Here is a 26,566-nt window from a genome sequence, read left to right as displayed (position 1 = left end):
CTTGAGTGATCCTGCCGGGTCATGACTCGGCAGTTTCAGAAGGAAAAAGCTCATGAAGGTCCACATCCTTTCGTTGGGAGCCGGCCTGTTGGTCGGAGTCATCTACAGTTTCCTCAACGTGCGCTCGCCGGCGCCTCCATTGGTCGCGCTAGTGGGCTTGCTTGGAATTCTTGCCGGCGAGCAGATTGTTCCCGCCGCCAAACAGATCGTCGCGGGGCAAGGCCTTGCCGCAGCATGGCTGCGGGCGAAGTGCGCGCCTCACATGTTCGGCGTGTTTCCTGGAAGACATGCCGACGAAGCTAGGACAATTGCAGATATCGCGGAGAAGACATCGTGAACGCCCCGGATACCATTCTTCATCGTGGACTCTTCGCGACTCTCGACCGCTCGAATCCGGTCGCAAGCGCGGTCGCCATCAACGATGGCATCTTCACGGCGGTCGGCCACGACAGCGCAGTAATGAAGCTGGCCGGTCCGTCGACCAGGATCATCGACCTGAAAAGGCGGCGAGTTCTGCCGGGCCTGATCGACAATCACCTCCACCTCATCCGAGGTGGGCTCAACTTCAATATGGAATTGCGCTGGGACGGCGTCCGGTCGCTTGCCGACGCGATGGCCATGTTGAGGCGGCAGGTCGCGATCACGCCTCCGCCGCAATGGGTTCGGGTTGTCGGCGGATTTACCGAACACCAGTTCGCTGAGAGGCGGCTACCGACCATCGACGAACTCAATGCGGCCGCTCCCGATACACCCGTTTTCATCCTGCATCTCTACGACCGCGCCATGCTCAACGCTGCCGCACTGCGCGCCGTTGGCTATACCAAGGAGACGCCCGAGCCGCCTGGCGGCGAGATCGTGCGCGACGCGCGGGGCAACCCGATGGGACTTCTGCTAGCAAAGCCTAACGCCAATATTCTCTATGCGACGCTGGCCAAGGGACCCAAGCTGCCGTTCGACTACCAGGTCAATTCGACCCGTCACTTCATGCGGGAGCTAAATCGCCTCGGTGTGACCGGTGCCATCGACGCCGGCGGCGGTTTCCAGAGCTTTCCCGAGGACTATGCCGTCATCCAGAAACTCTCCGACGAGGGGCAGCTCACAATCCGTCTTGCCTACAACCTTTTCACGCAGAAGCCGAAGGGAGAGAAGGACGACTTCCTGAACTGGACCAGAAACTCGAAATACCAGCAGGGTACGGACTATTTCCGCCACAACGGCGCCGGCGAGATGCTGGTGTTCTCAGCGGCGGATTTTGAGGATTTCCGCATTCCCCGTCCGGACATGCCGCCGGAAATGGAGAACGAGCTCGAGGCTGTCGTTCGCATTCTTGTCCAGAGCAAGTGGCCATGGCGGCTGCACGCCACTTATGACGAGACGATCGCGCGCACACTCGACGTGTTCGAGAAGGTCAATCAGGACATGCCATTGGAGGGCCTGCACTGGTTCTTTGATCACGCCGAGACGATTTCGGATCGATCGATCGATCGCATCGCTGCGCTCGGTGGTGGTATCGCCGTGCAGCACCGTATGGCCTATCAGGGCGAGTATTTCGTCGAGCGCTATGGCTTCGGTGCGGCCGAGGCGACACCCCCGGTGAAGAAGATCCTCGACAAGGGTGTCAAGGTATCCGCAGGTACGGATGCGACGAGGGTTGCCTCCTACAATCCTTGGGTCGGGCTGGCCTGGCTCGTCACCGGCATGACGGTGGGAGGGCTTCGCCTCTATCCGCAGCGGAATTGCCTTGACCGTGAGTCCGCGCTGCGGATGTGGACGGAGAACGTCACCTGGTTCTCCAACGAGGAGGGCAAGAAGGGCCGCATCGAGGTCGGACAATTTGCCGACCTGATCGTTCCCGACCGCGACTTTTTCTCGTGCGCCGAAAGCGAGATCGCGGATATCACCAGCGACCTGACCGTGGTCGGTGGGCGCATCGTTTATGGCGCAGGAGCCTTCAAAGCTCTCGACGCCAACATGCCGCCGCCGGCTATGCCGGATTGGTCGCCGGTGCGAAGCTTCGGCGGATATGGCAACCGGGTCGGGTCGGACGGCAAAGCGCAGGCTATGAGAGCCCACGCCATGCAGATGTGTGGCTGCGCCAACGCCTGTGGCGTGCACGGTCATGACCATGCCCGCGCCTGGTCCGGCAAGCTTGCGGTCTCGGATCTCAAGAGCTTTTGAGGTGCGCTCGGCTGCGCCTGTTGGGCGGTGTGAGATGGCTGCTATGACAGACACACCGCGCTGGATATCGGTCACTCTCTCGTGGTCGCGTCTGCTGCCGATCGCGCGGGTCGCCCTGGTCTCGGCCTTCCTGATCGGTGGGATCCAAAAACTAGCTGATTTCCCCGCGGCCGTCGCCGAGCAGGCGGATTTCGGGTTAGAGCCGGCATGGCTGTGGGCCGCGGCCGCTATCATCGGCGAGCTTGGCGGCTCCGCGCTGGTGATTATCGGCCGTTGGGCCTGGCTGGGGGCGGGAGGCCTCGGTGTCCTGACCGTGGTCTCCATGCTTGTGGCCAACAATTTCTGGGCGCAGCGCGGTCATGATCGCTTCACGGCGACCAACGCTTTCTTCGAGCAACTGGGCGTGATCGCCGGCCTGGTGCTGATCACCGTGTTATCCCTGCGAGATCAGCAAAGAGGCTAGCATGCTTGACAACCGCCATCTGATCAAAATCTTACTGCTGGCTGCGGCGCTGCTCACGGGCCCGTCCGCCGCCATTGCAAAGGACGCGGGGCAGCCGGCTTCGCAGGTCGGCGTCGGCGCGCAATATGACACGACCCATGTCTACGTGGCGCCGGATGATGTCGACAAATTCGTGGCAAGCTTCCTTGCCACCTTCGGCGGTCATAGCACCAAACGGGTTGTCGCTACCGTCACGCCCACGCCGAGCAGCACGACGTCGCAGCTACTGCAAACACCGGTAGGTACCGTCTCCCTGTTCGGATTCAAGACGCCGATTCCTTATCCTTTCGGTGCGGAGCGCACCGGCTACCTCGTCATCGATATCGATGAGGCGATCGAACTCGCCAAGGCATCGGGTGCGGACGTGCTCGTGTCTGCCTTCCCGGACCCGATCGGACGCGACGTCGTGATCCAATGGCCGGGCGGGGTCAACATGCAGCTCTACTGGCACACGACCAAGCCATCCTACGCCGCGTTCGAAACCATCCCCGAGAACCGGGTGTACGTCTCTCCGGAGCGGGCTGACGCGTTCACCCACGGCTTCCTCGGTTTCTCACATGGCAAGATCGTTTCAGATGACGCAAAGGCGCCAGGTGTCGAAATCGGCCGTCCCAAGGACACGTATCGTCGTGTTCGCATCGAATCCGTGTTCGGCAAGATGACTGTGTTCATCACGGATGGTCACCTGCCTTACCCGTACGGTCGCGAGCTCACCGGTTATGAGGTAAGCAATCTGACGTTGGCTAAGGCAACCAACGCTGGCGCGAAGATCATTGTCGAGCCATTTACCTCGGATCGCAGGGATTCGGCATTGGTACAGTTTCCTGGTGGCTATGTGGCTGAAATACACTCGCCGACGAAATGAGTTTCAACTATTGAGAATGGCTGGATCTGTCTCTGTTGGCGTAACCGGCCATGCGAAGCTCTAGACTGGTCCGGACGAACGTCCTTCTCGCACGCAGCGCGAGCGTCGCGGCGCTCACTTGTCTGCTCGCGAGTTTCACTTTCGGCGTTCGCTGAAGATGCGCCCAAGCGTCCTGACATCAAGACCAATCGCTGGCAGGAAGATTGGTCGGCCCTTGCGAACCCGCGCTTCGGACGGAATGGTATGATCCGATCAAATAAATTCCTATCCAGCCAGGCGATCCGCAAAGCTATGTCTCTTTCGGGATGACGCTCCGCGAGCGCTTCGAAAGTCTCAATGCGCAGAGCGTCGGCGTCGGCGGCACCAAGCCCCGCAACTATCTTATCCAGAGGCTCCAATTTCATGCCGATTTCCATTTCAACGAGAACTGGCAACTGCTCGTTCATGTCGAGGACGACCGCGCCTTCCGCACAGAGAAAATCATTCCCGTCATGCTGGAAGGATACGCGGTTGAAGTGCAATGAGCAGATCGGATCGCATCGGCGGCGTTTGCTCTTTGACTTCGGTCAGTCGCGGCTTGGTGCCCGCCCGCAGGTGCTCTAGGAGTGTCTGCCGCGTGCGGACCGCGATCTGATCGCGGCGGATATCATCCTGCTCGGCGTGATAGGTTGCATGTCGCCGCAAACTGGCGGGCAACCCCGAGCCGGATTTCGAGCGGCTTTCGGGTGATCGGCATGACCTAAGCTAACGCACGACAACGCCGCCAGGCTTAAAATGCTCGCTGGCGGCGTTTGATCTAGCCCCGGGAAGGATGTGCAAAATCCCGACATATGAGGAGTCTGCACAATGCGTGCCACGGTTCACGTCTCAAACGGATTACTACCGTAGGGGTATGCGGAGTCCCCCTTATGCGAACAGGTCCGTCCTGGGTGATGTTTCCCCACGAGTCATAAATTTCAGCATCTCGATTGCGAAACGCTCTTCGGATAGGCGCCGTTCGATGAAGTGAGTTTCGACGTCGCTAAGTTTGGTGCGGAGCAGTCCTTGGTAACGCTCAATGTTTTGCTCGTGCACGCGCAACATCGCAATTTTTCGTACTTCCATGTACGCCCCCTGTGTCTCGGAGGCGCTTTCGCGCCAGTACTGTTATCACTTACATGCAAGAATCGACGCCACTATGACCGCCACTTCGCGGCGACCGTCAAATTCGGAGTATGTGGACATCGGGGACTTGTCACGAAATTGCAATGCAGCGTTGGTGAGATTGTCGCCTAACCGGCGGGTCGGACCACCAGCGCGGGTAGGGCGGGGTCACTCGGTTACCCCGCTGAGTGGCTCCGCTCGCGCGGTCGCGTCGGCTGGATCGTAAGGTGATAGGCGATCAGATTGGCGCCATCAAAAGCTTCAAGTAGGTAATCGCCGGCCGGGCATAGGAGACCCTCTCCGGTCGGTTGGTGCGAAGTCCGAAAGCAGGATCCGCTCTCTCTCGGCTTCGAACTCTCGATGGTGCGCGGTCCGACCTCGGCATGGACGCTTTCTATGCGCTTCTTCGGAATCTCCGGAGTGAGCACCGGCGAGCCGAGGCTCTTCCACGACGATGAGTCGCAGGATGCCAGCGTCTCGTCGATGAGTCTCCTGATCGTGCGCGCGCAGCGGCCGCATTCGGCGCTGCATCCAAGGCAGCCATAGATCTCCTTGGCATTCCGGGGAGACTTGTCCGCGAAATTAACGGCATGACGCACGTCGTGATCGCTCAACACGTTGCAGGAACACACGATCATTGGAGCAGAGGACCTTCTGTGATGAGCAGCAACATCGCCCGTCGCAGTGGTCAATCAGGATTGAGCTTGATTGTTTTTGTTGATTTTTTCGGTAGCTGATTACGTTCGGGACGTAGGGCTGGGGTCGGCAGCGGGAGCAAAAACGCCCCTTTGAGGTTGAAAAGAACGTTTTGATTTTCATCGTTGGGATAAGTGACTGAAATCGCAACAAATGCGAACGCCTTCCGAGCACACCATAAGCCCACGTCCGGTTGTGTCGGTAGGCTCCGAACCCGACAGCGTCTGGCAATTGCGGCCATGCACTTGCCGTTGATGAGCGCGAAGTAGATCGTTGCGGCAATGCGTCTTTGGAAGTCGCCATCAAGATTCGCCTTCGTGGCGTGTCGCGAGGCGGTCCACCTTCCATAATCATGCGCAACAGATCATCCCTGCCTGACTGGCGACCTCGCAGCTCCACCTCCATCCAATATACGGATCGGCATCCATCTCGCCTTGCCAAGGGCAGACTTAACCATCAGCACTGCCTAATGTATCCAATTGATCTGTTTCGGCTCCGCGTCTTCAAAATGATGTAGGGTGGGTCGATCGTGAACAGTTGCGATGCGCCAAATCTAAACAGCTGAGAATACTGGAATATAGTCGATTGAAGTGGCGGATATTCTTCGCGGGAGATACCCTGTCGCCTAGCCATTTGGATACCGACGTTGACTTTTGGATACATTTTGTCCAGTTTCCTCGTGGAATAAAATCAACCTTGGGAGGACCCGGTGACCGGCAGTTCGGGAGCGCGCGGGCCGAAATTGACGCAGACAACGGCCGTGCTGGCGATGTGCGCGGTCTTGATCGTCGTTTTCTCGATCTTCCTGAAGGGCTTCCTGACGCTCGGCAATCTGTTCGCGCTGGCGCGTAACATTTCGATACTTGGCATCCTCGCGCTCGGCATGGCGGTTGTCGTGATCGGGCGTGGACTCGATCTGTCGCAAGTCGCTTCCTTCGCCGCCTCCACCGCGATCGCGATTATTCTGATGAATTCGGGTTATGCGACGCCGGTCGCGCTGCTCATCGGCTTCGTAATGGCGATCGGCATCGGTATCCTGAATGGGTTTCTCATCTCGGTGATCGAGATGCCGCCGCTACTGACGACGCTGGCATCGAGCCTTGCGGTATTGGGGATCGTACGCACCACTGCTGTGCAGCACTATGTCGTGTATCTTTCGAAGGGGCACGACGAGTTCCTGCGGCTCGGCGGAAACATCTGGGGCGGCGTCCCGATCTCGATCCTGGTCTTCGCGGCCACGGCGGTCGTCGTGCATCTCTTCTTGTCGCGCTCCGTAATCGGGCGCTTCGTCTATGCCCATGGCGACAACCCCGACGCCGCGCGCCAGACCGGTCTGCCGACCCGTCCGCTGACCATGATCGAGTACGCGCTGTGTGCGGCGATCGGTTACGTTGGTGGTGTCGTGATGATCGCGCAAACGGCGCTGATGCACCTCCAAGTCGCGGAATCGACGATCATCTTCGATGTCATCATGGTTGTGGTGCTCGGCGGCGTCAGCCTCGTCGGCGGCCGCGGCAATGTGATGAGTGTCATCGCCGGAACGCTGCTGATCGGCGTGCTACTGAACGGCATGACCATCATGGACATGGACGTGCAGACCCAGAACATCGTCAAGGGAGTCGTGCTGCTGATCGCGATCCTGCTCGATTCCCGGCTGCATCCGCGTGACGAGGAGACGTCGAAGCAGGGTGATTGAAGCTCTGCATTCATCAACGGGCCGCAACAATCGGCCGACATAGAAGGGGAGGAAGAAACATGACGAAAGCACTGCATAGGAAGGCTCTTGCCGGCATCGGGCTGGCGGCGATGGTGGCAACCGCCGCGCTGGTTGCGCTGCCATCGCAGGCGGCCGGGCCGCGCGACCAGTTGCGCGACAAATTCGACAAGGCGCTCAAAGGCAAGACGGTGGCCTGGTCGCCAGTCTGGATGGGCGTTCTGGAATCCGAATGGACGCGTGTGATGAAAGATCGTTTCGACGATTACGGCATCAAGCTCGTCACCCGTGACGCCAACATGAAGTCCGACATCCAGCTTCAGACCGTTAGCGACTACATCAACGAAAAGCCTGACGTGCTCGTGGTCCAGAATCCGAACGTCACGCTGCTCGCCAAGGAGCTGAAGCGTGCGATGGATGCAGGCATCTATGTCGTGCAGGTCAACATGGCGTCGAATACCCTGAGCGACGCCTATGTCGGCGTCGATGCCAAGGATCTCGGCACCAAGATCGCTCGCGAGGTCATCAACCAATGCGGCGGCGGCAAGGGCTCGGGGGAGGTCGCGATCCTCGAAGGCGAGGCGACCGCAGCCTATTCGCTCGACATGAAGAACGGCGCCATGGAAGTGTTCAAGACCGATCCGTCGATCAAGGTCGTGTCGTCGCAGCCGACCAGCTGGGACGCCAACAAGGCCGGCGATATCACGACCACCGTGTTGCAGCAGCACCCCAAGCTGTGCGGGATCCTCAGCGTCTGGGGACCGCAGACGGCGGGTGCGGCTCAGGCGATCAAGGCGGCCAACATGGGCGACAAGGTGAAGGTGTTCGTCGCCAGCGACGGACAGCCCGCGGATTGCGATCTTCTGGAGCAAGGTGCGTTCTCTGCGAACCTGTCGTATCGCGCCGACGTGCAGGGACAGACCATCGCCGACGCGGTGATCGCGCTTCTGCAGAGCGGCGACAAGCCGGGCGCGAAGAACACCGCCTATTACACGACCCCCGCCTGGGTGAAGTCGAAGGACGATCGCATGTACTGCTTCAGCATCCCGAAAGGCGCGAAGTAGTCCTTCCGGCGCCCGCGCCCGCTGCGGCGCGGGCAGGCCGGAGTGGCCGATCCTCATCCCCTCTGCCTTGTCCCGCCGTTCGGCTGCCTCTGCGCCGGACCCGCCGGAGTCTGTTGATGAAAAGCCTGCAACGAGCCTGGCACCGCCATTCGCCCCAGTTGTTCCTGGGCGAATTGCTTGAGAAGCGATGGATGGAGCCGATCGTTCCATTCACGCTGACGATCGCGGTTTTCCTGGCGTTCGCGGTGATGATTCCGCGCTACCTGACGGCAAGCAGCCTTCAGGAGTTGATGCGGAATTTCGCGGAGCAGGGGATGGTCGCGGTCGCGATGGCCTTCTCCGTGCTGTCAGGCGGCATCGATCTGTCGGTTGGCGCGGTGTTCGCGATGTCGAACTTCCTAGCGCTCTACCTGTACCTCATTCTTGGATTGCCGCTGCCGGTGACGATCGTCCTTGTCATCTTGTTCGGCGCGGCCATGGGCGCAATCAACGGCGGCCTGATTGCTTATGGCAAGACGCGCCCGTTCCTGACGACCCTGGTCGTCCTCATCATCGTTCGCGCCGCCTACAACAAGGTGACGGTCGCATTCACAGACGAATTGGCAAGCATCGACAGCGGCTCTAATGCGTGGGATTTCATGGAATCGGGCAGAGTTCTCGGCATTCCCGTTAACATGCTGGTGTTGATCCTGCTTGGCGTCGGAACGCACTTCTTTCTCACCCGCATCAAGCCCGGCGTCCACATCATGGCGGTCGGGTCGAGCCGCAAGGCGGCCCGCCACGCCGGCGTCAACGTCAAGCGCGTGCTGTTCTCGGCCTATGTGATGTCGGGGTCGATCGCGGCGCTGGCGGGAATCCTCTATGCCGCGCGGCAAAGCAGTTCCGGCACCGACACCGGCGTCGGCTGGGAGATCAACGCCCTGGCCGCGGTGGTTCTCGGCGGCATCAGCCTTTCCGGTGGCCGTGGCACCATCGCGCGCGCCGTCATGGGCGCGGCGATCATCTTCATGCTCACCAGCGGCATGGTGCGGCTCGGCATCTCCGGCAACCTGACGACCGCCATCATCGGCATCATCCTGCTGTTCGCGGTCGGCTTCAACGTGAAGTGGGTCAAGAACAAGGGCAAGGTGCTGCAAAAGGTCTATGTCACGCCAAGCTGGGTCGATTTCGAGCCGCCGCCGTCGGTCGAGCGCGGTAGCGGCACGCCGTTCGCGGAGAACGACCGCCTGAAGAACGCGGAAGCGATCGCGCTCAACATGATCGAGGGCCCGGAGGACATCATCCTCGACCGCAAAGACAATCTCTACACCGTCAACCGCAATGGCTCGATCATCCGCTTTCTCGCGCCGGACTATACCGTCCGTGAGGAATTCGCGCGCATCGGCGGCCGACCGCTCGGGTTGGCGTTCGATCAGGATCAGAACCTCCTCGTCTGCATCGCCGGCATGGGCGTCTACGGCGTGAAGCCCGATCGCTCGGTCTTCAAGGTCACTGATCGCACCACGCGGACACGTACACGCCTCAAGGACGACTCGCGGCTCTATCTCGCGGACGATCTCGACGTCGCGCCCGACGGCAAGATCTATTTCAGCGAAGCCTCGACCCGCTACGAACTGACTGACTGGGCGCTCGACGGCTTTGAGGGCCGAGGCAATGGACGGCTGATCTGCCACGATCCGAAAGCCGGCATAACCAAGACCGTCCTCAAGAACCTGACGTTTCCCAACGGCATCTGCATTTCGCATGACGGTCAGTCGGTGCTGTGGGCCAGCACCTGGCTGTGCCAGGTCAACCGCTACTGGATCGCCGGCCCGAAGGCGGGCACCAGCGAAGTCCTGATCGACAATCTTCCGGGCTATTGCGACAATATCAACCGCGCCTCCGATGGCAAGTACTGGCTCGCCTTCGTCGGCCTGCGCACCCCGGTCTATGATCTTGCCATGCGCAACCCAGTTTTCCGTACCCGGATGGTCAAGCAAATCCCGCCGGACGAGTGGCTGTGCCCGGGCATCAACTACGGCTGCGTGATCAAGTTCGACGACAATGGCGTGGTGACAGAATCGCTGTGGGATCCCGGCGGGCTTTCGCATCCGACCATCACGTCGGTCCGCGAACACAAGGGCTATCTCTACATCGGCGGTCTCGAGAACAACCGTATCGGCCGTATCCGCCTGCAGGATGCTGACCCGACCTGGGAAGCGCACAAGTCCTATTGGGGAGGGGCCTGAGACATGTCTCTGCTTGGCGATATCGTCGATCGCGTGTTGTTTCCGAACCGGGAGCTTCATGTCATTCCGGTGCTCGACGGCGCGTTCTCCCCGAACCAGCGGCTCGATCACGCCCGCCAGCTCGGCGATGAGATCGAGCGGCCGGATGACATCGCACTCGGGCAGGACGGCGCACTCTATGTCTCGACCGGCAACCGTATCCTGCGTTGCACGGGGGACGATTTCGACACGCGCGCCGTGTTCGCGACACTCGAGGGGCCTGTTGGCGGACTTGCCAGCGCGCCCGATGGCAGGCTGCTGGCATGTGTCTCTGGGGTTGGATTGGTGGCGCTTTCGCCAGTCGGCAAGATCGTCGCGAGGCTCGAAAGCGTCGACGGCGAGAAGGTTGCCTGTCCATTGTCGGTGACGGTCGCCCCGGACGGTGGAATCTACCTGACCGACGGTTCGCGGAACCACCGGCCTGACCTCTGGCTCACCGACCTGATGCAGAACCGCGCCCCGTCGGGCCGACTCATCGCTTGCGACGCCTCGCTTGATGGCGCGAGCGTGCGCGCGGACAAGCTCGCATGGCCGCTTGGCGTGGTCGTTTCCAGTGACGGCAACGAGGTGTGGGTCGCCGAATCCTGGGCTCATCGCCTGACCGCTTTTTCACGCGCGGGCGGCGACAAGCGCGTGATCGTCAAGAACTATACTGGCTATCCGGCGCGTCTCGGCCAGGGGGCGGACGGACGGGTTTGGATGGCCTTCCTCGCGCTTCGCACGCAGCTGACCGAATTCGTCCTGCGCGAACGGGCATTTTGCGAAGAAATGATGCGGACGGTACCATCAGAGCTTTGGATCGGGCCGGTGCTGGATGGCCGTCTCAATCCGCGCGAGCCGACCCAAATCGGCCGCATCAAGAAGCTCGGCATCCAGAAACCGTGGGCACCACCGCGCTCGTATGGCCTCGTTGCGCGGCTGGACGCCAAGGGCATGGCGACGGAGACGTTGCATAGCCGCGTCGATGGTTGGGTCCATGGAATAACCGCCGTCCGCCCGATTGGCTCCCGTGTGATGGCGGTGTCAAAGGGACGCGATTGCCTCGTTGAACTGCCGCGTGGTCGCGGCGCGCAAGAAGGATGAGCGCTATGCCGGCGGAACAACAGGCAGGAACCCCGCTGCTTCAAGTCGTCAATGGCAGCAAGGTCTATGGCGGTCTGCATGCGATCGATGGCGTCAATTTCGATCTGCGGCCTGGCGAAATACACGCGCTGCTGGGTGAGAACGGTGCGGGAAAATCGACGCTGTGCAAGGCGATCGCAGGCGCAATCGTGCTGACCTCCGGGGACTATGTGATCCGCGGACGCAAGGTCTCGTTCGCCTCGCCAAAGGAGGCGCTCGAGGGTGGCGTCGCGATGGTCTACCAGGAGTCCAGTCTGGTGCCGTCGATGACGGTGGCGCAGAACCTTGAACTCGGCATGGAGAAGTGGGTCACGGTCTACAGCAAGATCAACATAGCGGCGACGCAGTCGCTGCAATCGATGAACTTCAATGTCGATCCGTTGGTGCTGGTTGAGAATCTCGGAACGGCCAAACGGCAGATGGTCGAGATCGTGCGAGCTGTGCGCCACAATGCACAGGTCTTCATCTTCGATGAACCGACTGCGTCGCTTACGCCTGAGGAGACGCAGCATCTGTTCCATCTTCTCAACACTCTGAAAGACAAGGGCGCCGGGATCATCTTCATCTCGCACGCGCTGGAAGAGGCACTCAACATCGCCGATCGCATCACCGTACTCCGGGACGGCAAGCTGGTCGCCACGATGCCCGCAAAGGACGTCACCCGCGACTCGCTCGTGCGGATGATGGTTGGCCGCGATGAAACGGCAGCGCAGTACGCAACCCACGGCGCTGATCCAGATGCACCGAAGCCCGATTCGTCACGTGGCGAGAAGGTGCTTTCGGTCGAGAACGTGACGATGGGCAGCATCGTCAAGAATATGTCGTTCTCGGTGTTCAACGGAGAGGTCGTCGGCATTTTCGGATTGGTCGGTGCGGGACGTTCCGAGATCGCGCAGATCATCAGCGGCGCGCGCAAGCGCAACTTCCTGCGCGGCGGGATGATTTATCTGCGGGACAAGCCGGTCCGCTATCGGGTGCCCAGGCAGGCGGTGCGCGACGGAATTGCCTATATCACCGAGGATCGCAAGGTCGACGGATTCTTCGAGACGATGACGGTGGATCAGAATATCTATCTTGGTTATCTGTCGTCGCCGCGCATCAGGCGATTCCTCTACTCCACGCGCGAGATGAAGCGGATTGCCGATCAATGGATCTCGGCGCTCTCGATCTCGGCATTGAAGCGAACGCTGAAGATTGTGGAATATTCCGGCGGCAATCAGCAGAAGGTCGTGGTGGGAAAGTCTCTCGCGCAGGAACCGACAGTGGTCATCTTCGACGAGCCGACGCGAGGGGTCGACGTCAGCGCCATTCCACAGATCCACCAGGCAATTCGCAAGCTGGCGGGCAAGAACAAGGCGGTCGTTGTGATTTCTTCCTATCTGCCGGAGATATTGGCTATCTCGGATCGGATCCTGGTTGCTCGTGGCGGGCGTATCGTCGAGGAAATGACACGGGTTGATGCGACCGAAGACAAGATCATGTACGCGGCCATTCATTGATAAGGAGGGCCTTTCATGAGTGCCTATCAGCGGCCTCCCCATTCGACCGACGTGGTGCGCGCCGCCAATCAAGACGATCCGGATGGCGGTCGGCTGATGAGCGAGCGGATCGCAAGCGAGATCCGCAGCGCGGTGTTGAGCGGCGAGATGCGGCCGGGTACGCGGATCCGGCAGGAACTTCTTGCGGCGCATTTCGGAGCGAGCCGCATTCCCGTGCGGGAGGCGCTGAAGCAGCTCGAGAACGAGGGACTGGTTGTGATGGCGCCGAACCGTGGCGCTTGGATTGCTGACGTCGATTCGGAAGAGTCGATCGAGATCTACAAGATCCGAGAAGCGGTCGAACCGCTTGCCATCGGCGAAAGCGTTCCAAACCTGACCGACGAGGACATTGAGGCGCTTGACCGCATTGTGCGTGAACTTGAGCAGGTAACCACCCTCGAGGAGTATATCCAGCTCGATCGGGAGTTTCATCTGCGTACTTATTCGCGCGCGCGGATGCCGCAATTGCTGGCGATGGTCGAGCGCTTCTGGAACAGCACGCAGCACTTCCGACGGCAATTCGTCAGCGAAACCTATGCCAAGGATGGGTTTCCGTTCTCCGATCCCCAGCACGTCCTGATCATGGATGCGATCCGGGCGCGCGACGTCGACGCCGCACAGGTGTTGGTGCGCCTCCACATCCGGCGCACGCGCGTCGTCATTCAGGCGAAAGAGAGTGGGGCGGCCCAACCGCCCCTTACGAACCGCGCCGCGTTACCGCACCCACGTCTCGGCTCGGTTTATCGAGGAAAAAAGTCGAATGACTAGCTTCCGAAACACCGGTGTTGTCGGCGACAGGATGAGGACGGCTGCCGGGTATCACCGTCGCAAGGCTGGATGCGGCTGGCATCGTCGCGACCGCGGCTGCAACGGGTAACGAGAATGAGTGCCGGCTCCGATACCGTGTCGCGTGTGCGCGCCTATGAGGAGGCCGCAGGTCAGCTGCGGGCGCGTCTCGGAGAAACATCTGTCGCTTCTCCCGATCACGAAAGGCTGACGGCACTCGATCTGTTTCGTGCTGTACCGCGCGAGGCGCCGGCGGTGTTCTATTTCGATGCGACGCAGACCTATGCCGATGTTGACCGGTTCAGCGACCGGCTCGCCGGCCTCTTCGCGCGCAAAGGGGTTGGGCGCGGCGACCGGGTTGTCGTCATTCTTCAGAATGTGCCGCAATTCGTCGTCGTCAGCGTGGCGGCCTGGAAAGTCGGGGCCATCGTCGTCAGCCTCAACCCGATGTACCGGACGCCGGAGCTTCGGAAGCTGTTCAAGGATTGCGATCCTAAGGCAGTGATCTGCCACGATGATCAATGGGAGAACGTTTTCCCGGCGACCAATTCGGTCGATCCCGAACTGGTGCTCTGGACCGCCGCTCGTGAATTCCAGATGCGAAACGATGCCCGTGTGCTGCCGGAGCCTGGCCCGGCGCCGCAGGCCCATGCGCTGGCCACAATCTTCGCCGAAAACACACCGGCACCCCCGGCACCAGTTCTGGTCTCCGATGACATTGGCCTGCTGCTCTACACGTCCGGAACCACAGGCGTTCCCAAGGGCGCGATGCTCACGCATCGCAATTTGGTGGCGACGGCGCTGATCTGCCGCGATCATTTCGAGCTGAACGGCACGTCGCGAATCTTCGGTGTCGCACCGCTGTTCCACATCACCGGCTTCGAGATCCAGATGGTTGCGGCCTTCGCCGCGAATGCAGCGATGGTGCTGACCTATCGCTTCCAACCGCAGGTCGCGCTCGATGCCTTCCTTGAATGGCGGCCGACATTCATCGTTGGTGCCATCACTGCGTTCATCGCGCTGATGAACCAGGCCGACGCGACGGGCCGCCATTTCGAGAGCTTTGTATATCTCTATTCCGGCGGCGCGCCGATTGCTCCCTCGGTCATCGATGCGTTTGCGAAACGGTTTGGACGGGCGATCCGCAGTTCCTATGGAATGACCGAACTGACTTCTGCAAGTCACCTTGCACCCAACGAAGGTCCGATTCCCGTCGATCCCGAGTCCGGCGCGCTATCTATCGGCAGGCCGACCGCCGCCGTCGATGCGATCGTCGTTGACGACGAGCGTCGCCCGCTCGGGCCCGGCGAGCACGGCGAGGTGGTTGTGCGTGGCTCAGGCGTGATGGCTGGCTACTGGAGAAAGCCGGCGGAAACCGATGAGGTTCTGACCAATGGTTGGCTGCATAGCGGCGACGTCGGCTTCTTCGACGAGAGTGGCTGGTTCTATCTTGTGGACCGCAAGAAGGACATGATCTCCGCGTCTGGCTTCAAGGTCTGGCCGCGCGAGGTGGAAGACGTGATCTACGGCTTTCCGGGTGTGCGCGAGGCAGCCGTCGTCGGTGCTGCCGATCCCTATCGCGGCGAGACGGTGGTGGCGTTCGTCTCAGCCCAACCCGGCACGGCAATCAATGTCGCCGCGCTCTCCCGCTTCTGCCGCGAGCGGCTGGCGGCCTACAAATGCCCCGTCGACATTCGCGTGTTGGACGATCTGCCGAAGACAGAGTCCGGGAAGATTACCCGAAACACGCTCAGGGACGGCCTACGCAGCCAGTAAGGAGAACTCAGGTGGATATCACGCAAAGCGAACGCAGCCGGGAGCTGGCCGCGCGTATCCAGCGCTTCATGATGGAGTACATCTACCCGAATGAGCGCCGATACTATCAGGAGGCGGAGCGGCTCGGGCCCTGGGCCGTGCATCCGGTTGTCGAGGAACTGAAGCCGCTCGCGCAACAGGTCGGCTTGTGGAACCTGTTTCTGCCCGCTCACGAGGACGGGTTAACGAATCTCGAATATGCGCCGCTATGCGAGATCATGGGACGTTCGCACCTTGCTCCCGAGGTCTTCAATTGCAGTGCGCCGGACACGGGCAATATGGAGACGATCCTGCGCTACGGTACGGAGGCACAGAAGGAACGTTGGCTAAAGCCGTTGCTTGCGGGCGAGATCCGTTCTTCGTTTGCGATGACCGAGCCAGACGTTGCCTCATCCGACGCGACCAATGTCGCCAGCGTGATCGTGCGTGACGGCGACGATTACGTGATCAACGGCCGCAAGTGGTACACGACTGGTGCCACCGATCCGCGATGCAAGATCATCATTTTCATGGGGCAGACCGACCCAGCGCATCCGGACCGTCACAAGCGCCAATCGATGATTCTGGTGCCGAAGGATACGCCAGGCGTGCATGTAGTCCGCTCGCTGCCGGTGCTCGGGTTTTACGGCGTACCGGATCGCGCATCCGAGGTGATGTTCACAAATGTGCGCGTGCCGGCCACTAACATGCTGCTTGGCGAGGGACGTGGATTTGAGATCGCGCAGGGACGGCTCGGACCTGGGCGCATCCATCATTGCATGCGGTTGATCGGCCTCTCCGAGCGCGTGCTCGAGCGCATGTGCAGGCGAGCGCTGAAACGTGTCGCTTTCGGCAAGCCTCTCGCCGAGCAAACGGTGACGCTTGAGCGGCTGGCTGAGGCGCGCATGAAGATCGAGCAGGCACGGCTACTGACTCTCAGGGCGGCCCATATGATGGATACGGTCGGCAACAAGGCCGCGCGGCAGGAAATCGCGATGATTAAGGTCGTCGCGCCAAACATGGCGCAGACGATCGTTGACTGGGCGATACAGGTTTTCGGTGGAGGTGGAACCAACAACGACCATTTCCTTTCGGCAGCGCTTGCCACGACCCGCTTGCTGCGACTGGCCGATGGCCCCGACGAGGTCCACCGCAACCAGATAGGCAAGCTCGAGTTGCACCGTTGGCTCAATTCCGATCCCGCCCGGACCGGCGGCGGCGCCGATCCGATGTCCCCAGATGAATCTGAATCATGGTCCGAAGGAGGCCTGTGGCCACGCCCAAAAGGTCTGCCATAGATGGGATCAGGAAGGTGAAGGGCTTACCGACCGTGTATCGAAACTGTCGGGCCCGCCCACGCTTGCTGCAAGCCAACATCGCGGCGTTTGCCTGCGCGCTGAATGAGGAAACCCCGCAATCTTGCCGAGGTGAGATTCTTCGCTGCGATGAAGCGCGGAGCGATCACCAGCAATTAGCTCGTTCATCCTCTCTCAGTTTGGCTAATCGCGGGCGGAGCGCGAACCGCTCGCGAACGAAAAGAGCACGTATCTGGTGCGGTTTCTGGTGCCGTCGTCGCACTGCGGGCAACTAGGACCCAGTAAGATATTGATCTTCTTAGTGGGCCCGGCAGGACTCGAACCTGCAACCAGACCGTTATGAGCGGTGGGATAATCGTCGCCGCCGTTAAGTTTCCTGCCTTTTCGTCGAATTCGACCACGTTCGCCGCGCTTCGTGCGGGTTGTTATTGGCGCGAAAATGGTGCGGATCGTCTGTAGTCGAATCTTGGACCAGGACGTTGCGTTCTGCAGGTGATAACGTGAGAACGCACTCAAGCCCAGCGATCGACCGCAAGCGACCTCCATACGGCAGCGTGCCGGCAGATCGCCGCGGCCGGCCAAGGTCAGCGTCAAAATGCAGGCTATGGGAAGTAATCAAAAGCGGTTCATGACAAGCCAGGCGGAACATAACGTGAGTTTCTGGGAGCGTCTAAAGACAGAGGCATCTGCTGAGTGGCGCGCCTACACCGAGCATCCCTTCACGAACGGATTAGCAGACGGCTCGCTCCCCGACGCGGCGTTTCGTTATTATCTTGCCCAGGATTACTTGTTCCTCATCGAGTTCGCGCGCGCCTACGCGCTCTCGGTCTACAAATCGCCCAAGCTTGCCGACATGCGTGAAGCAGCGGCCGGTCTTTCGGCCATCCTTGATGTCGAATTGAACCTTCATGTGACGCTCTGTGCCGGTTGGGGTCTGTCCCCAAGCGACCTTGAACAGACCCCTCCGGCGGCCGAGATGCTAGCCTATACTCGCTACGTGCTGGATGCTGGAATGCGCGGCGATCTGCTGGCGCTCAAGGTGGCGCTGGCCCCATGCGTGATCGGGTACGCGGAGATCGCGAAGCGGCTGGCTGCACGACCCGATGCAAACGCTGCGACGAACCCCTATCGCGTGTGGATTGCCGAGTACGCCGGCGCGCCATACCAAGAGGTCGCGGCGAAAGCGGGAGCGCACTTGGAGCGTCTCGCTGATCTCTACGCCACCCCGGCCCGCGAGGCAGAGCTGATTGCGATCTTCAAGGAAGCTACTCGTCTCGAGGCAGACTTCTGGGAGATGGGCTGGCGCGCGGGCCAGCGTGTCGAATAGCGCTTCGGAAATTGTCAGGCTCATAACCTGAAGGTCATCGGTTCAAATTTGTTGGCAAAGCCATCCGCAGATTTGGTCTCAATTGGTCTCTCTTTGATGATTTTGGACACTTGGCCACGCCGAAGAGCACGGGTGGTCAAACGCACTTTGCTGTGCTGCTCGGCTTTGCAACGCTTTGAAATCGCGGCAAATGCGAACGCCCTCCGAGCGCACCGTAAACCCACTTGCAAAGAGTGTGCGCCGGGCTCGATACAAGCTTCTTCGGATTGATCGGCGAAGCCTCGGCGCGGCCGGGCTGTTTCCCGGCCCTTCGTCCGCGTCACCGTAGAAAGCGGCCATTAGCCCGGCGTGCACGGTGCAGCGTCTGTCGTGGACTGGGTTCTGAGCCGCCTGCGGGGCGGTGGCTCATTTGCCGCAATCAAGACCGCCGCGAGTCTGTTCTAATCCAAAGGTTTATATGGGGGCAACCGCAGCGGTACTCATAACTACTCGCGTACAATAGAACCCAGATCCTCAGAATGTAACTCTCCTCTCAGCAATTCGTTCTGCGGAGTTCGATCATGAGGAGAATAGCCATTCTCGCCGTTTCCGCGGCGATCAATGCATCTACAGTTCCGTCGCTGGCGGCGGAATGTACATCGATCAAGGAGATCGATGCATCTCGCTCATGCTCGGAGCTGTTGCGCAGCCAGCCTGCCAAGCTCGATTCCGTGATCAATGCTTTCAACGATCTGTTGGCGACGAGGTGCGGCGGTTGAGCCGCGTTATCTCGTGGTTACCTGTATCACTTGAAGGAGGTTGAATATGACTCAGGTATTCTTCCACTGCTCCAACGCGAAGAAGGTTTTCCTGGATCGCCGCGGCGCCGTGGTGGATGACCTCGCTGGGGCGCGCGATCTTGCGACCCGCGTCGTGCAGTCCGTCGCCGGCGAGCGTACCCTCGAGGACTGGCGCGACTGGGTCGTGCACGTCAGCGACGATCAGGGCGATGAGCTCTTCGTCATGCCTTTCATTGTGGTCCTCGGCAAGCCGCATTGATGGGCGCGATGGCCTGCCGGTCCCTGTCACGCACTTTTTATTGACTTGTTACCAGCTGCAGGACTTCAAAGAGGGACCCAAGGACCCCACTTGGATGGAAGGAATGATGACCATAATTCAATAGGAGCTTGCCGTGGGCGAGGTTATTCGGTTTGTCTCAAAATCCGAGCGCGAGCGCATCCGCCTGATCTCGGAAGCCCGCGCGATATATGACAGCGTCTTCCCGCCGGCCGATCCCGGCAGCGAGCAGCAGAATGAGGCGCCCGCAACTCATCGAGTCACTAGCGTCAATGCCCAACGCGGTGAGGGAGCTTCGTCGTGATCGCGATCATTGCCCTGCTCTGCAGCCTGTCCTCCCCGACTAATTGTCACGAGCAGACCGTCACTACGTCGGACTTCGCTGAGGTCTCGGTGCAGTCATGCATGATGGGCGCGCCGCAGCTTGCCGACTGGATGAAGCAGCATCCGGCCGAGCGCCTCGCAGCATGGCGTTGCGTGATCGGCAAGCAGGGCGGCAGGAGGGCTTAGGGTAGAAAGCTGATCCACTTTCAAGAGGCGCAATGCGGCCCGCTGTTGGCGCTGTTCGAGATCCTCGGACAGAAAACCGAGGCCGATCGGCGGTCGATGATCGGGCCATGAGCGAGATTACTTCAGGTCAGGAGCCGTCGAACTTGAACGAGACGGAAGGCTTCGACTATTCCCTGGGCGTCTAGTGAATATCGAGTTTGATAACCTCTGCAACTCGAAGGTCTCGGAGGGATCTTGCAGCTTGCTCAACTGCGTTGGCGGCGGCTTTTTCCTAGGACGTGTTGCTGGTACCGATCATTTCAATGACTTTATAGACGTCTCAGGCACTTGTTCTCCCGTTCGGTATGAAGGAGGCAGGTACTTCCTGCCGAGGTCGAACCTAACACCACGATGTCGGTGCTGAAAGGACGCGGCATCGCCGCAGGGTAGGTGAGTTGGGCCGCATTGCATCGCGGTCGGTCTAAGTCGGATCAAAAGCGCCGGTTCGAAAGCCGGCCAAGCCTCGAATGGCGGACCCCTAAACTTAAGTTTGCCCTTCTCAGCCGATGTACTGTGCGCGATCGACCTCTGTGCAATGGTTTGCTTCTCCTCTCGTGACTATGGTCGAGGTGTCAATCGTCCGATCTATCGAGCGCAATCGAGGAGTTCCAGCGATGAGAATGATGAATGCAACCGCATTGTCAGGCCTTGCCCGCAGGACGGCTGTGTCAGCCTCCGATTTCGCCAGCGTCGTTCGCAACCTGATTCTGGACGTGCGCGACAGTTACCGGCCCGAGCTGCACTACATGCGCGGCCCCGGCCCGAAATGGCGCGCCAAGCACCAGCCCGGGCTGAAACTCGATTCTCGAGCTGTACCGCCGGCCGGACGGCATCAGCTGTTGCCTCTGTATGCGCGTCGTAGCGATGCGGCCAGCCTCACTCGATAGTCCGGCCGAGATCATGCAAAATCATGCGCGTCTCGAGGGCCGAATCGTCGGAATGCGCCCGCAACTCCGACGCAAGCTTTGCTCGCGCTCGTTGCGCGGAATTCCGGGCTTGGATGCTACTCGTTGGTGCCGCTCTTTTCGTCGCATTGGTGACGATGTTGAGCGGTTCGACGCGTGCCGGCGTTGCCTTAGAAGGACGCAAACTGTCGGATGAAGTTCAGCTGGGTCGCTTGCCAACCGAATTGCCGGGGCTGGGTCAGGGCGGTCGGAATCGTGACTGCGGATAGTCCAAGGGATTTCGATGAATTCGCGCGCGGCCGCCAGCTCGACGGCGTGACCATCGTGCTGGATTCCGGCGGCGGTTCGCTCAACGATTCGATCGCACTTGGACGGCGCTGGCGCAATCTCGGGGGGCTGACCACCGTCGGCGTGAGCGTTCAGACCAATGCGTTAAATTGGTTGCGCAGTGAGCGGATGGGATGGCGCGCGAAAGCTGCCTATAAACAGCGCACTAGCGCGGTTGGCTCGTATTTTCTTGCCGCGTCGTCGCCGAATGCTCAGAAATCCACTTGGTCGCGTCGTGTTCCGTGACAAAACCCTTGATGACTTCCGTTTCGCCATCTGGCCGCAGAATATCGATCCTCCATCCTGTCCCAGGATTCTTGCAAGCCATAAAGGCTGGTCGCTGCTCGATCATTGGGTGACTATGCGCCGACGGTGGCCAGCTACAAGCCAGTGATCCTGTCACACTTCGCTTCTTCGCCTTGGTCGGCTGAGAGGAACCGCGGGCCAGGTTATGCTGGACCATTACCTGTGAGGTGCTTCAGGAGAGCTTCGCAAGCCCTCTCGGCCTCTGCAAGGGACTTGAATGGCGAGCCGCCAACCTTGATGGCGGGGTTGCTCACATAGAGGGATCGCCAAGACGCAACGAAGCCCGGAGCTCCGTGGAAGCCGGGCCCGCTGCGGGCTTCGTGGGTGATCACGAACGAATATGCGTCGCTGCTTGCGGTCCAAATTTCCAGTTCGTCCCGAGCATCGACGCGGCGAAAGTGCAGGGCCATCTTGCCCTCCACATTTGCCCAGCTAGGCTACGGATCAACTCGATCGGTTCATTTCCGGTTCCGGTCGCGTCGCACCTCCTGGAATTCCTCGGGCCCTTTGATGAGTTGGCGCTTGCGGCTGGCTTGCTCGTCTGAGCTGGCGGCGCTGTCCGCTATTTTGTCGATTGCGTCGGCGGCCATGCCGCGAGCGCGCTGGCGTCGATTTTCGCTCTTAGGCTGCCTCCGGTTGGCAAGGTCAACGCGATCTCGACCAGCCGACGGACGGCTGTGGCGAGCTTAGGACTGTCCGGTTGATACTTTGCCCAAGCCAGGATTTCGGACTGAAGTTCGTTCGGCATTCCAGTACCGCGCCGCACGCCAGTTGCTGACTGCATTCGTCGGCGGTGAGGCTGGGGCGTCTTTGCGAGAGTCACTCGCCCCGGCCGCCGCCTAGAGGCAGAAGGCCTACCCCGAGCTAGCGAGGTTCGATAATCTCGAACCTGCAACCAGACCGTTATGAGCGCCAGAATATTGGCAAGGTCATTTGATTGGGGGCCGTGATCAGTACAGAGGCGTTCGCGACCACAGCGCCGGGTGTGCCTGGTGAGGGTTGATCTAGGGCAGCATGCAGGAATGTGACCCGACTAGCGCCCTCGGCTGGGCTGATCAGCGCTTATGGACCCGAAATGCACCTGATTTGTCGCCGGGTCCGGTAGCCACATTTGCCTTTGGACGTTTTCGTTGCGCATTTTCGGCAATCGCTGCGACAGGCGACGTGTGTCCTCGTTGTGCCCCAGTTATTTCGGGGCACGCCTCAAGGGAGGAGCCTCTGTAACCTATTGATTTAATGTAATTAATGGTGGACGCACAAGGGATCGAACCTTGGACCTCTCCCGTGTGAAGGGAACGCTCTCCCGCTGAGCTATGCGTCCGGGATGTGACGTGCCAAAGGCCGCTGGTCGGCGGCCGGTCGATAGAGGCGCTTCGTCAGAGCGTGCGATTTACGAAGTGCCGGGTAGGGGTGTCAAGCCAAGACCTTCAGGAGACCTCAAGGAATCAAGGCCTGCAGGACATCAAACCCTGCGGGGATCAGGCGCCCTGCTGGCGGGCGCGGGAGGCGTGTGACTGCAGCGCCCGAATGCGTTCGGCGAGCGTCCCGCCGCCTTCGGGCATCGCGCTGCCAGGCGAGACGCCATTGGCGGCACCGTTGGCGGGCTTGGCGGTCGCCTTGGCCGGCACGGTCGGCTCGGCCGCCAGCATGGCCTCGATCGCCGAGTTCGGTCCTTCGAGCTGGATCGCGAGCTTGGCTACTTCGGCGGCGATGTCGTTGATGCGCTCGCGCAGCAGCGCGTTCTCCATCCGCTCGGTCGCCCAGGAGCTTTCGGCCTGCTGCTGGATCGCGTTGATGTCGCGCTGCAGCTTGCTGCGTTCGTCGCGGGCGATGCGCAGCTGCTCCTCGGCCGCCGCCTTCTCCTGCCGCAGCTTCTCGAGCGCGGATGATTTGCCGCCGCCTGCCGCCGCGATCGCCTCGCGCAGCTCCTGCACCGTCCGCTCGGCGGCGGCGTTGGCCTGCTTGAGCTGGCCGTTCTCGAATTCACGCTCGGCAAGCAGCTTGCCCTGGGTCGCGAGCCGCGACTCGAGGTCGGTGACGCGGTTGCCGAGCATCTCGGCTTCCTTGACCTGGACGATCAGCTGGCGATCGAGATCGGTGACGCGCTGGCTCAGATTCTCGACCCGGCCGCGCGCATCGGTGAGATCGCGCGTCGCGGTTTCGGACTGGCTGCGCTCCTGGGCGAGGCGTGCCTCGGTCGCCGCGAACTCCCTGGCGGCATCGCCGACCCGGTTCTTCAACTCCTCGACCTGGGTCCGCACCGCGACCAGTTCGATCTGGCGGCTGTCGGCGGTCATGGAGCGGTCGTTGAGCGCGGCGTTGATCTTGCCGAGCTCGCTCTGCTTGTCGGTCAGCGCCTGCTCGGCATTGCGCAGCAGCTCGGTCTTGGCGGTGAACTCTTCCTCGGTGGCGCGAAGCTGCTCCTTCATCGCCTTCTCGCGTGCCTCCAGCGCGAAGATCGCGGCATTCTTCTCGCCCAGCTCGATCTTCATGCGATTGATCGCGTCGGTCTTCTTGCCGATCTCGGCGAGCTGGCTCGTGGTCTTGCTCTTGAGCTGATCGACGCTCATCTCGAGCCGGCGGGCCGACATCGCGAACTCGGCGCGGAGCTGGTCCTTGTCGGCCTGGATCTCGGCCATCGACAGCGGGGTGGCCGCCTCCATGCGGCGCGTGGTCAGCCGCACCGCCCGGTTATGCACCAGGGGCACGATCATCAGGCCGCACAGCATCGAGATCAGGAAACCGATCGCCGCGTACATGATCGGCTCGATCATGAAGGGTCACTCCAAGAAAGAAGGAAATTGTTAATCACAATGCCACGGCAGGCCGGCCGAAGGCCAGCCCGTTTGCCGCGTTAACCTGAATCGCTAACCGTGCCGGAGCGCCGGCGTCATCACCCGATCAGGGCTGCGACCTAGAACGGGTTCCAGGTCGCGCGCGGGGTGTATTTGAGATAGCCGACGCTGGCGCCGAGCCGTAGGCCGATGCCCGAGCGAATCGGGACCAGCACGATGTTGTTGGCGGTCAGCGCCGTCATGCCGAAGCCGCCGACGATATAGGCCGAGCCGTCGATGCCGACGAAGCGCTGATAGATAGCCTGCGTCGAGGGCAGGTTGTAGACCAGCGTCATGGTCCGCGCGCCGTCGCCGCCCCAGTCGAAGCCGACCGAGGGACCTTGCCAGTAGACCCGGAGGTCGCCGGCGTTCTTGGTGTAGAGCGTGCCTTCGCCATAGCGCAGCCCGGCCACGAAAGCGCCGGAGCCTTCCTCGCCGAGCACATAGCCGTTGGGCAGACCCCATTGGCTGACCGCGCGCTCGATGACCGAGGCCAGCCCGCGCGAGACATTGCCGAAGAACTTGTGTCCGGCGCCGACCAGCTCGTCGGGCCCGTAAGTATACGGGGTCGGCTCACGCTGCGGCGGCGGATATTGCGGCGGCGGCCCCTGCTGTGCCGATGCCCCCGCGCTCCAGCACATCAGCGCGGCGAACGCGACCGCGGCAAGGCGTGATGCGAAACTCATAAAGAACCCCTGCTATCGAATTCCGGGCGTTGCCCTTTAACCTGATGCCAACAGGCACGGCTCTAGGTTGCGTCCAGTGTCCCCTCGACTCGGATGTTATCGGTATCAACTATGACGGTACAACGGCAGGAAAGATATGGATCGTGCCGGGGGATGGCGTTTTTCGGCCTGTTGGCGGGCATTTTGGCGGCTATCTGGCCGCCACTGCCTGTTGGGGCCACCACGACCGAGCGCGTGGTGACGAACCGCTACTCGGGATTGGCGATCGAGGGATTCGATCCCGTCGCCTATTTCACCGACTCCGCTGCGACCCAGGGGCGGCCCGAATTCGAGGCCGCCACAAGCGGCGTCGTCTGGCGCTTCCGCAACGAGGGCAACCGCGCCTCGTTCGTGGCGCATCCCGAAATCTATGGACCGCAGTTCGGCGGCTATGATCCGACCGACCTGGTGCGGGGCGTGACCTGTGCGGGCAATCCGCGATTCTGGGCGGTGGTCGGGAATCGGCTCTATCTGTTCAACCGGGAACGCAGCCGCGATGCCTTCGCCGCCGATCCCGCGCACTTCCTGAACGAAGCCGCGGCGCGCTGGCCGGAGCTGGCAGAAAATCTCGCGCAGTGATCACGACGCTGCGGTCGGGTCGCCCCAGGCAATGAATTCCGGCACCAGAAAGTCCTCGCGGCCCAGCCCGAAATGCAGTGGGCCTCCGTTCGCATCGGTCACCTTGCCGCCGGCGGCAACGACGACCGCGTGACCGGCCGCCACGTCCCATTCGGATGTGGGCGAGAGGCGGGGATAGATGTCGACCTGACCTTCGGCGACACGGCCGAACTTGACGGCCGAGCCCAGCACGGCGCGGACCGCCTCGCCGCGTTCGTCGATGAAGGCTTCGGTGCGCGCATCGCCATGTGAGCGGCTGACCGCAACCGTCCAGGGCGCGCCGCGCGGCGGGCAGAGACGGGTCTTGATCGGCACGGCCTGCGCAACCGCGCCGTTCTGCAGCGTCAACCGCTCGGCGCCCTTGCCGACGATGCCGCGCCAGATCAGGCCGAGCGCGGGCGCGCCGACGATGCCAAGCAGCGGCACGCCGTGCGTGACCAGCGCCACATTGACGGTGAATTCATTGCGGCCGGCGACGAACTCCTTGGTGCCGTCGAGCGGATCGATCAGGAAGAAACTGTCCTTGTAGGGCGGCGTCGCCAGATGGACGCGCTCCTCCGACAGCAGCGACACGTGCGGCGCCAGCCGCGTCAGCCCCTCGACGATGATATGATCGGCGGCGAGATCGGCCTCGGTCACCGGCGAGCCGTCACTCTTGCCGGTGACATTCATCGCGGAACGGTTGACCGCAAGGATAGCCTCGCCGGCCCGGATCGCCAGCTCGGTCAGCGATTCGAGCAGCTTGGCGGCGGCCTCGCAGCCGATCACGGGCGGCTGTGCCTTATTCATGGGCGGATCTCATATCCTGCTTGTCTTCCCCAGAGATCGTGATGCGATGACACGGCCTCGCATCATGATCTCATCTCCTTGTTTGAGCATGGTCTTTTCGGAAAACCGGTTTCCACTTTGCGTGAACGCGGCGGTTCCGGTCCGG

General features: G+C 61.2%; 25 protein-coding genes, 1 tRNA gene and 3 pseudogenes. 21 read left to right on the top strand and 8 right to left on the bottom strand.

Annotated elements, in window-relative coordinates:
• Window positions 1-52: 52 nt before the first annotated feature.
• The 5 genes from G6P99_RS36095 to G6P99_RS36075 all read left to right on the top strand — a co-directional run bounded on the left by G6P99_RS36095 (window position 53) and on the right by G6P99_RS36075 (window position 4,069).
• Entirely contained in the window at window positions 53-337 is a 285-nt protein-coding gene (locus tag G6P99_RS36095) for a XapX domain-containing protein (RefSeq protein ID WP_165125347.1), read from the top strand.
• On the top strand, window positions 331-2,178 hold the full coding sequence (locus tag G6P99_RS36090; protein ID WP_165129096.1) for an amidohydrolase: 1,848 nt from the start codon (window positions 331-333) through the stop codon (window positions 2,176-2,178). The genes G6P99_RS36095 and G6P99_RS36090 overlap by 7 nt, the downstream gene beginning before the upstream one ends.
• A 34-nt stretch (window positions 2,179-2,212) precedes the next feature.
• Window positions 2,213-2,641, top strand: coding sequence for a DoxX family protein (locus G6P99_RS36085; protein WP_165125344.1), 429 nt, complete (start codon window positions 2,213-2,215; stop codon window positions 2,639-2,641).
• A gap of 1 nt (window position 2,642) precedes the next feature.
• Entirely contained in the window at window positions 2,643-3,545 is a 903-nt protein-coding gene (locus G6P99_RS36080) for a glyoxalase (RefSeq protein ID WP_165125341.1), read from the top strand.
• A gap of 305 nt (window positions 3,546-3,850) precedes the next feature.
• Complete coding sequence (locus G6P99_RS36075; RefSeq protein ID WP_334261829.1) at window positions 3,851-4,069, top strand: alginate export family protein; 219 nt, start codon at window positions 3,851-3,853, stop codon at window positions 4,067-4,069.
• Window positions 4,070-4,451: 382 nt separating this feature from the next.
• On the opposite strand, the gene G6P99_RS36070 is transcribed toward G6P99_RS36075, so the two are convergent.
• Together G6P99_RS36070 and G6P99_RS36065 are read right to left on the bottom strand one after the other, a co-directional pair.
• Window positions 4,452-4,649 (bottom strand): hypothetical protein, encoded by a 198-nt coding sequence (locus G6P99_RS36070; protein ID WP_165125338.1) that lies wholly within the window; start codon window positions 4,647-4,649, stop codon window positions 4,452-4,454.
• 497 nt (window positions 4,650-5,146) lie between these two features.
• Window positions 5,147-5,326: pseudogene (locus tag G6P99_RS36065) on the bottom strand ((2Fe-2S)-binding protein); the annotation flags it as partial.
• 767 nt (window positions 5,327-6,093) lie between these two features.
• Between G6P99_RS36065 and G6P99_RS36060 the strand changes: the two are divergent.
• The 13 genes from G6P99_RS36060 to G6P99_RS36000 all read left to right on the top strand — a co-directional run bounded on the left by G6P99_RS36060 (window position 6,094) and on the right by G6P99_RS36000 (window position 19,878).
• Window positions 6,094-7,080 carry an ABC transporter permease gene (locus G6P99_RS36060; protein ID WP_165125335.1) on the top strand — a complete coding sequence of 329 codons (987 nt, stop codon included), beginning with the start codon at window positions 6,094-6,096 and terminating at the stop codon, window positions 7,078-7,080.
• A gap of 59 nt (window positions 7,081-7,139) precedes the next feature.
• The gene (locus tag G6P99_RS36055; protein WP_165125332.1) at window positions 7,140-8,162 is read left to right on the top strand and encodes a sugar ABC transporter substrate-binding protein; all 1,023 of its coding nucleotides are present in this window, start codon (window positions 7,140-7,142) and stop codon (window positions 8,160-8,162) included.
• A 116-nt stretch (window positions 8,163-8,278) separates the two neighbouring features.
• Window positions 8,279-10,390: an ABC transporter permease gene (locus tag G6P99_RS36050; RefSeq protein ID WP_165125329.1), complete on the top strand. Its 2,112-nt coding sequence runs from the start codon at window positions 8,279-8,281 to the stop codon at window positions 10,388-10,390.
• A gap of 69 nt (window positions 10,391-10,459) precedes the next feature.
• The gene (locus G6P99_RS36045; protein WP_246709707.1) at window positions 10,460-11,512 is read left to right on the top strand and encodes an SMP-30/gluconolactonase/LRE family protein; all 1,053 of its coding nucleotides are present in this window, start codon (window positions 10,460-10,462) and stop codon (window positions 11,510-11,512) included.
• Window positions 11,509-13,050, top strand: coding sequence for a sugar ABC transporter ATP-binding protein (locus tag G6P99_RS36040; RefSeq protein WP_165125323.1), 1,542 nt, complete (start codon window positions 11,509-11,511; stop codon window positions 13,048-13,050). Before G6P99_RS36045 ends, G6P99_RS36040 begins: the two co-directional genes overlap by 4 nt.
• A 15-nt stretch (window positions 13,051-13,065) precedes the next feature.
• Window positions 13,066-13,857 carry a GntR family transcriptional regulator gene (locus G6P99_RS36035; protein ID WP_165125320.1) on the top strand — a complete coding sequence of 264 codons (792 nt, stop codon included), beginning with the start codon at window positions 13,066-13,068 and terminating at the stop codon, window positions 13,855-13,857.
• A 114-nt stretch (window positions 13,858-13,971) separates the two neighbouring features.
• Complete coding sequence (locus G6P99_RS36030; RefSeq protein WP_165125317.1) at window positions 13,972-15,651, top strand: AMP-binding protein; 1,680 nt, start codon at window positions 13,972-13,974, stop codon at window positions 15,649-15,651.
• Window positions 15,652-15,719: 68 nt separating this feature from the next.
• Entirely contained in the window at window positions 15,720-16,967 is a 1,248-nt protein-coding gene (locus tag G6P99_RS36025; RefSeq protein ID WP_246709807.1) for an acyl-CoA dehydrogenase family protein, read from the top strand.
• Between the two features lie 670 nt (window positions 16,968-17,637).
• Entirely contained in the window at window positions 17,638-18,312 is a 675-nt protein-coding gene (tenA, locus tag G6P99_RS36020) for a thiaminase II (protein WP_165129094.1), read from the top strand.
• Between the two features lie 560 nt (window positions 18,313-18,872).
• Window positions 18,873-19,070 (top strand): hypothetical protein, encoded by a 198-nt coding sequence (locus G6P99_RS36015; protein WP_165125311.1) that lies wholly within the window; start codon window positions 18,873-18,875, stop codon window positions 19,068-19,070.
• Window positions 19,071-19,116: 46 nt separating this feature from the next.
• Window positions 19,117-19,350, top strand: coding sequence for a DUF6894 family protein (locus G6P99_RS36010; RefSeq protein WP_165125308.1), 234 nt, complete (start codon window positions 19,117-19,119; stop codon window positions 19,348-19,350).
• A 133-nt stretch (window positions 19,351-19,483) separates the two neighbouring features.
• Entirely contained in the window at window positions 19,484-19,672 is a 189-nt protein-coding gene (locus G6P99_RS36005) for a hypothetical protein (protein ID WP_165125305.1), read from the top strand.
• On the top strand, window positions 19,669-19,878 hold the full coding sequence (locus tag G6P99_RS36000; protein ID WP_165125302.1) for a hypothetical protein: 210 nt from the start codon (window positions 19,669-19,671) through the stop codon (window positions 19,876-19,878). The genes G6P99_RS36005 and G6P99_RS36000 overlap by 4 nt, the downstream gene beginning before the upstream one ends.
• A 181-nt stretch (window positions 19,879-20,059) precedes the next feature.
• On the opposite strand, the pseudogene G6P99_RS35995 reads toward G6P99_RS36000, so the two are convergent.
• Window positions 20,060-20,110: pseudogene (locus G6P99_RS35995) on the bottom strand (hypothetical protein); the annotation flags it as partial.
• Window positions 20,111-20,531: 421 nt separating this feature from the next.
• On the opposite strand from G6P99_RS35995, the gene G6P99_RS35990 reads away from it, so the two are divergent.
• Together G6P99_RS35990 and G6P99_RS35985 are read left to right on the top strand one after the other, a co-directional pair.
• Complete coding sequence (locus G6P99_RS35990) at window positions 20,532-20,804, top strand: hypothetical protein (RefSeq protein WP_165122996.1); 273 nt, start codon at window positions 20,532-20,534, stop codon at window positions 20,802-20,804.
• 155 nt (window positions 20,805-20,959) lie between these two features.
• A pseudogene (locus tag G6P99_RS35985) lies at window positions 20,960-21,248 on the top strand (hypothetical protein); the annotation flags it as partial.
• A 350-nt stretch (window positions 21,249-21,598) separates the two neighbouring features.
• On the opposite strand, the gene G6P99_RS35980 reads toward G6P99_RS35985, so the two are convergent.
• The 4 genes from G6P99_RS35980 to G6P99_RS35965 all read right to left on the bottom strand — a co-directional run bounded on the left by G6P99_RS35980 (window position 21,599) and on the right by G6P99_RS35965 (window position 24,975).
• The gene (locus G6P99_RS35980) at window positions 21,599-21,865 is read right to left on the bottom strand and encodes a hypothetical protein (RefSeq protein WP_165125299.1); all 267 of its coding nucleotides are present in this window, start codon (window positions 21,863-21,865) and stop codon (window positions 21,599-21,601) included.
• A gap of 836 nt (window positions 21,866-22,701) precedes the next feature.
• Window positions 22,702-22,776: transfer RNA gene (locus G6P99_RS35975), tRNA-Val, on the bottom strand.
• A 157-nt stretch (window positions 22,777-22,933) separates the two neighbouring features.
• Window positions 22,934-24,229, bottom strand: a complete 1,296-nt coding sequence (locus G6P99_RS35970) for a hypothetical protein (protein ID WP_029080280.1) — start codon at window positions 24,227-24,229, stop codon at window positions 22,934-22,936.
• 140 nt (window positions 24,230-24,369) lie between these two features.
• On the bottom strand, window positions 24,370-24,975 hold the full coding sequence (locus tag G6P99_RS35965) for a DUF1134 domain-containing protein (protein ID WP_029080279.1): 606 nt from the start codon (window positions 24,973-24,975) through the stop codon (window positions 24,370-24,372).
• A 153-nt stretch (window positions 24,976-25,128) separates the two neighbouring features.
• Between G6P99_RS35965 and G6P99_RS35960 the strand changes: the two genes are divergently transcribed.
• Window positions 25,129-25,593, top strand: a complete 465-nt coding sequence (locus G6P99_RS35960) for a YHS domain-containing (seleno)protein (protein ID WP_029080278.1) — start codon at window positions 25,129-25,131, stop codon at window positions 25,591-25,593.
• On the opposite strand, the gene cysQ is transcribed toward G6P99_RS35960, so the two are convergent.
• Window positions 25,594-26,421, bottom strand: a complete 828-nt coding sequence (gene cysQ / locus G6P99_RS35955) for a 3'(2'),5'-bisphosphate nucleotidase CysQ (RefSeq protein ID WP_029080277.1) — start codon at window positions 26,419-26,421, stop codon at window positions 25,594-25,596.
• Window positions 26,422-26,566: the final 145 nt, after the last annotated feature.

Origin of the sequence: Bradyrhizobium sp. 6(2017) (assembly GCF_011058295.2) — a bacterium.
GTDB lineage: Bacteria > Pseudomonadota > Alphaproteobacteria > Rhizobiales > Xanthobacteraceae > Bradyrhizobium > Bradyrhizobium septentrionale.
The sequence above is the reverse complement of the archived record's forward strand: the minus strand, read 5'-3'. Positions and strand labels throughout refer to the sequence as shown.

Coding starts and splice junctions, on each gene's coding strand:
- G6P99_RS36095 (WP_165125347.1), top strand. CDS start 53: ATGAAGGTCCACATCCTTTCGTTGGGAGCCGGCCTGTTGGTCGGAGTC.
- G6P99_RS36085 (WP_165125344.1), top strand. CDS start 2,213: ATGGCTGCTATGACAGACACACCGCGCTGGATATCGGTCACTCTCTCG.
- G6P99_RS36080 (WP_165125341.1), top strand. CDS start 2,643: ATGCTTGACAACCGCCATCTGATCAAAATCTTACTGCTGGCTGCGGCG.
- G6P99_RS36075 (WP_334261829.1), top strand. CDS start 3,851: ATGACGCTCCGCGAGCGCTTCGAAAGTCTCAATGCGCAGAGCGTCGGC.
- G6P99_RS36070 (WP_165125338.1), bottom strand. CDS start 4,649: ATGGAAGTACGAAAAATTGCGATGTTGCGCGTGCACGAGCAAAACATT.
- G6P99_RS36055 (WP_165125332.1), top strand. CDS start 7,140: ATGACGAAAGCACTGCATAGGAAGGCTCTTGCCGGCATCGGGCTGGCG.
- G6P99_RS36050 (WP_165125329.1), top strand. CDS start 8,279: ATGAAAAGCCTGCAACGAGCCTGGCACCGCCATTCGCCCCAGTTGTTC.
- G6P99_RS36040 (WP_165125323.1), top strand. CDS start 11,509: ATGAGCGCTATGCCGGCGGAACAACAGGCAGGAACCCCGCTGCTTCAA.
- G6P99_RS36035 (WP_165125320.1), top strand. CDS start 13,066: ATGAGTGCCTATCAGCGGCCTCCCCATTCGACCGACGTGGTGCGCGCC.
- G6P99_RS36030 (WP_165125317.1), top strand. CDS start 13,972: ATGAGTGCCGGCTCCGATACCGTGTCGCGTGTGCGCGCCTATGAGGAG.
- G6P99_RS36025 (WP_246709807.1), top strand. CDS start 15,720: ATGATGGAGTACATCTACCCGAATGAGCGCCGATACTATCAGGAGGCG.
- G6P99_RS36015 (WP_165125311.1), top strand. CDS start 18,873: ATGAGGAGAATAGCCATTCTCGCCGTTTCCGCGGCGATCAATGCATCT.
- G6P99_RS36010 (WP_165125308.1), top strand. CDS start 19,117: ATGACTCAGGTATTCTTCCACTGCTCCAACGCGAAGAAGGTTTTCCTG.
- G6P99_RS35990 (WP_165122996.1), top strand. CDS start 20,532: ATGAGAATGATGAATGCAACCGCATTGTCAGGCCTTGCCCGCAGGACG.
- G6P99_RS35980 (WP_165125299.1), bottom strand. CDS start 21,865: ATGGCCCTGCACTTTCGCCGCGTCGATGCTCGGGACGAACTGGAAATT.
- G6P99_RS35970 (WP_029080280.1), bottom strand. CDS start 24,229: ATGATCGAGCCGATCATGTACGCGGCGATCGGTTTCCTGATCTCGATG.
- G6P99_RS35965 (WP_029080279.1), bottom strand. CDS start 24,975: ATGAGTTTCGCATCACGCCTTGCCGCGGTCGCGTTCGCCGCGCTGATG.
- G6P99_RS35960 (WP_029080278.1), top strand. CDS start 25,129: ATGGCGTTTTTCGGCCTGTTGGCGGGCATTTTGGCGGCTATCTGGCCG.
- cysQ (WP_029080277.1), bottom strand. CDS start 26,421: ATGAATAAGGCACAGCCGCCCGTGATCGGCTGCGAGGCCGCCGCCAAG.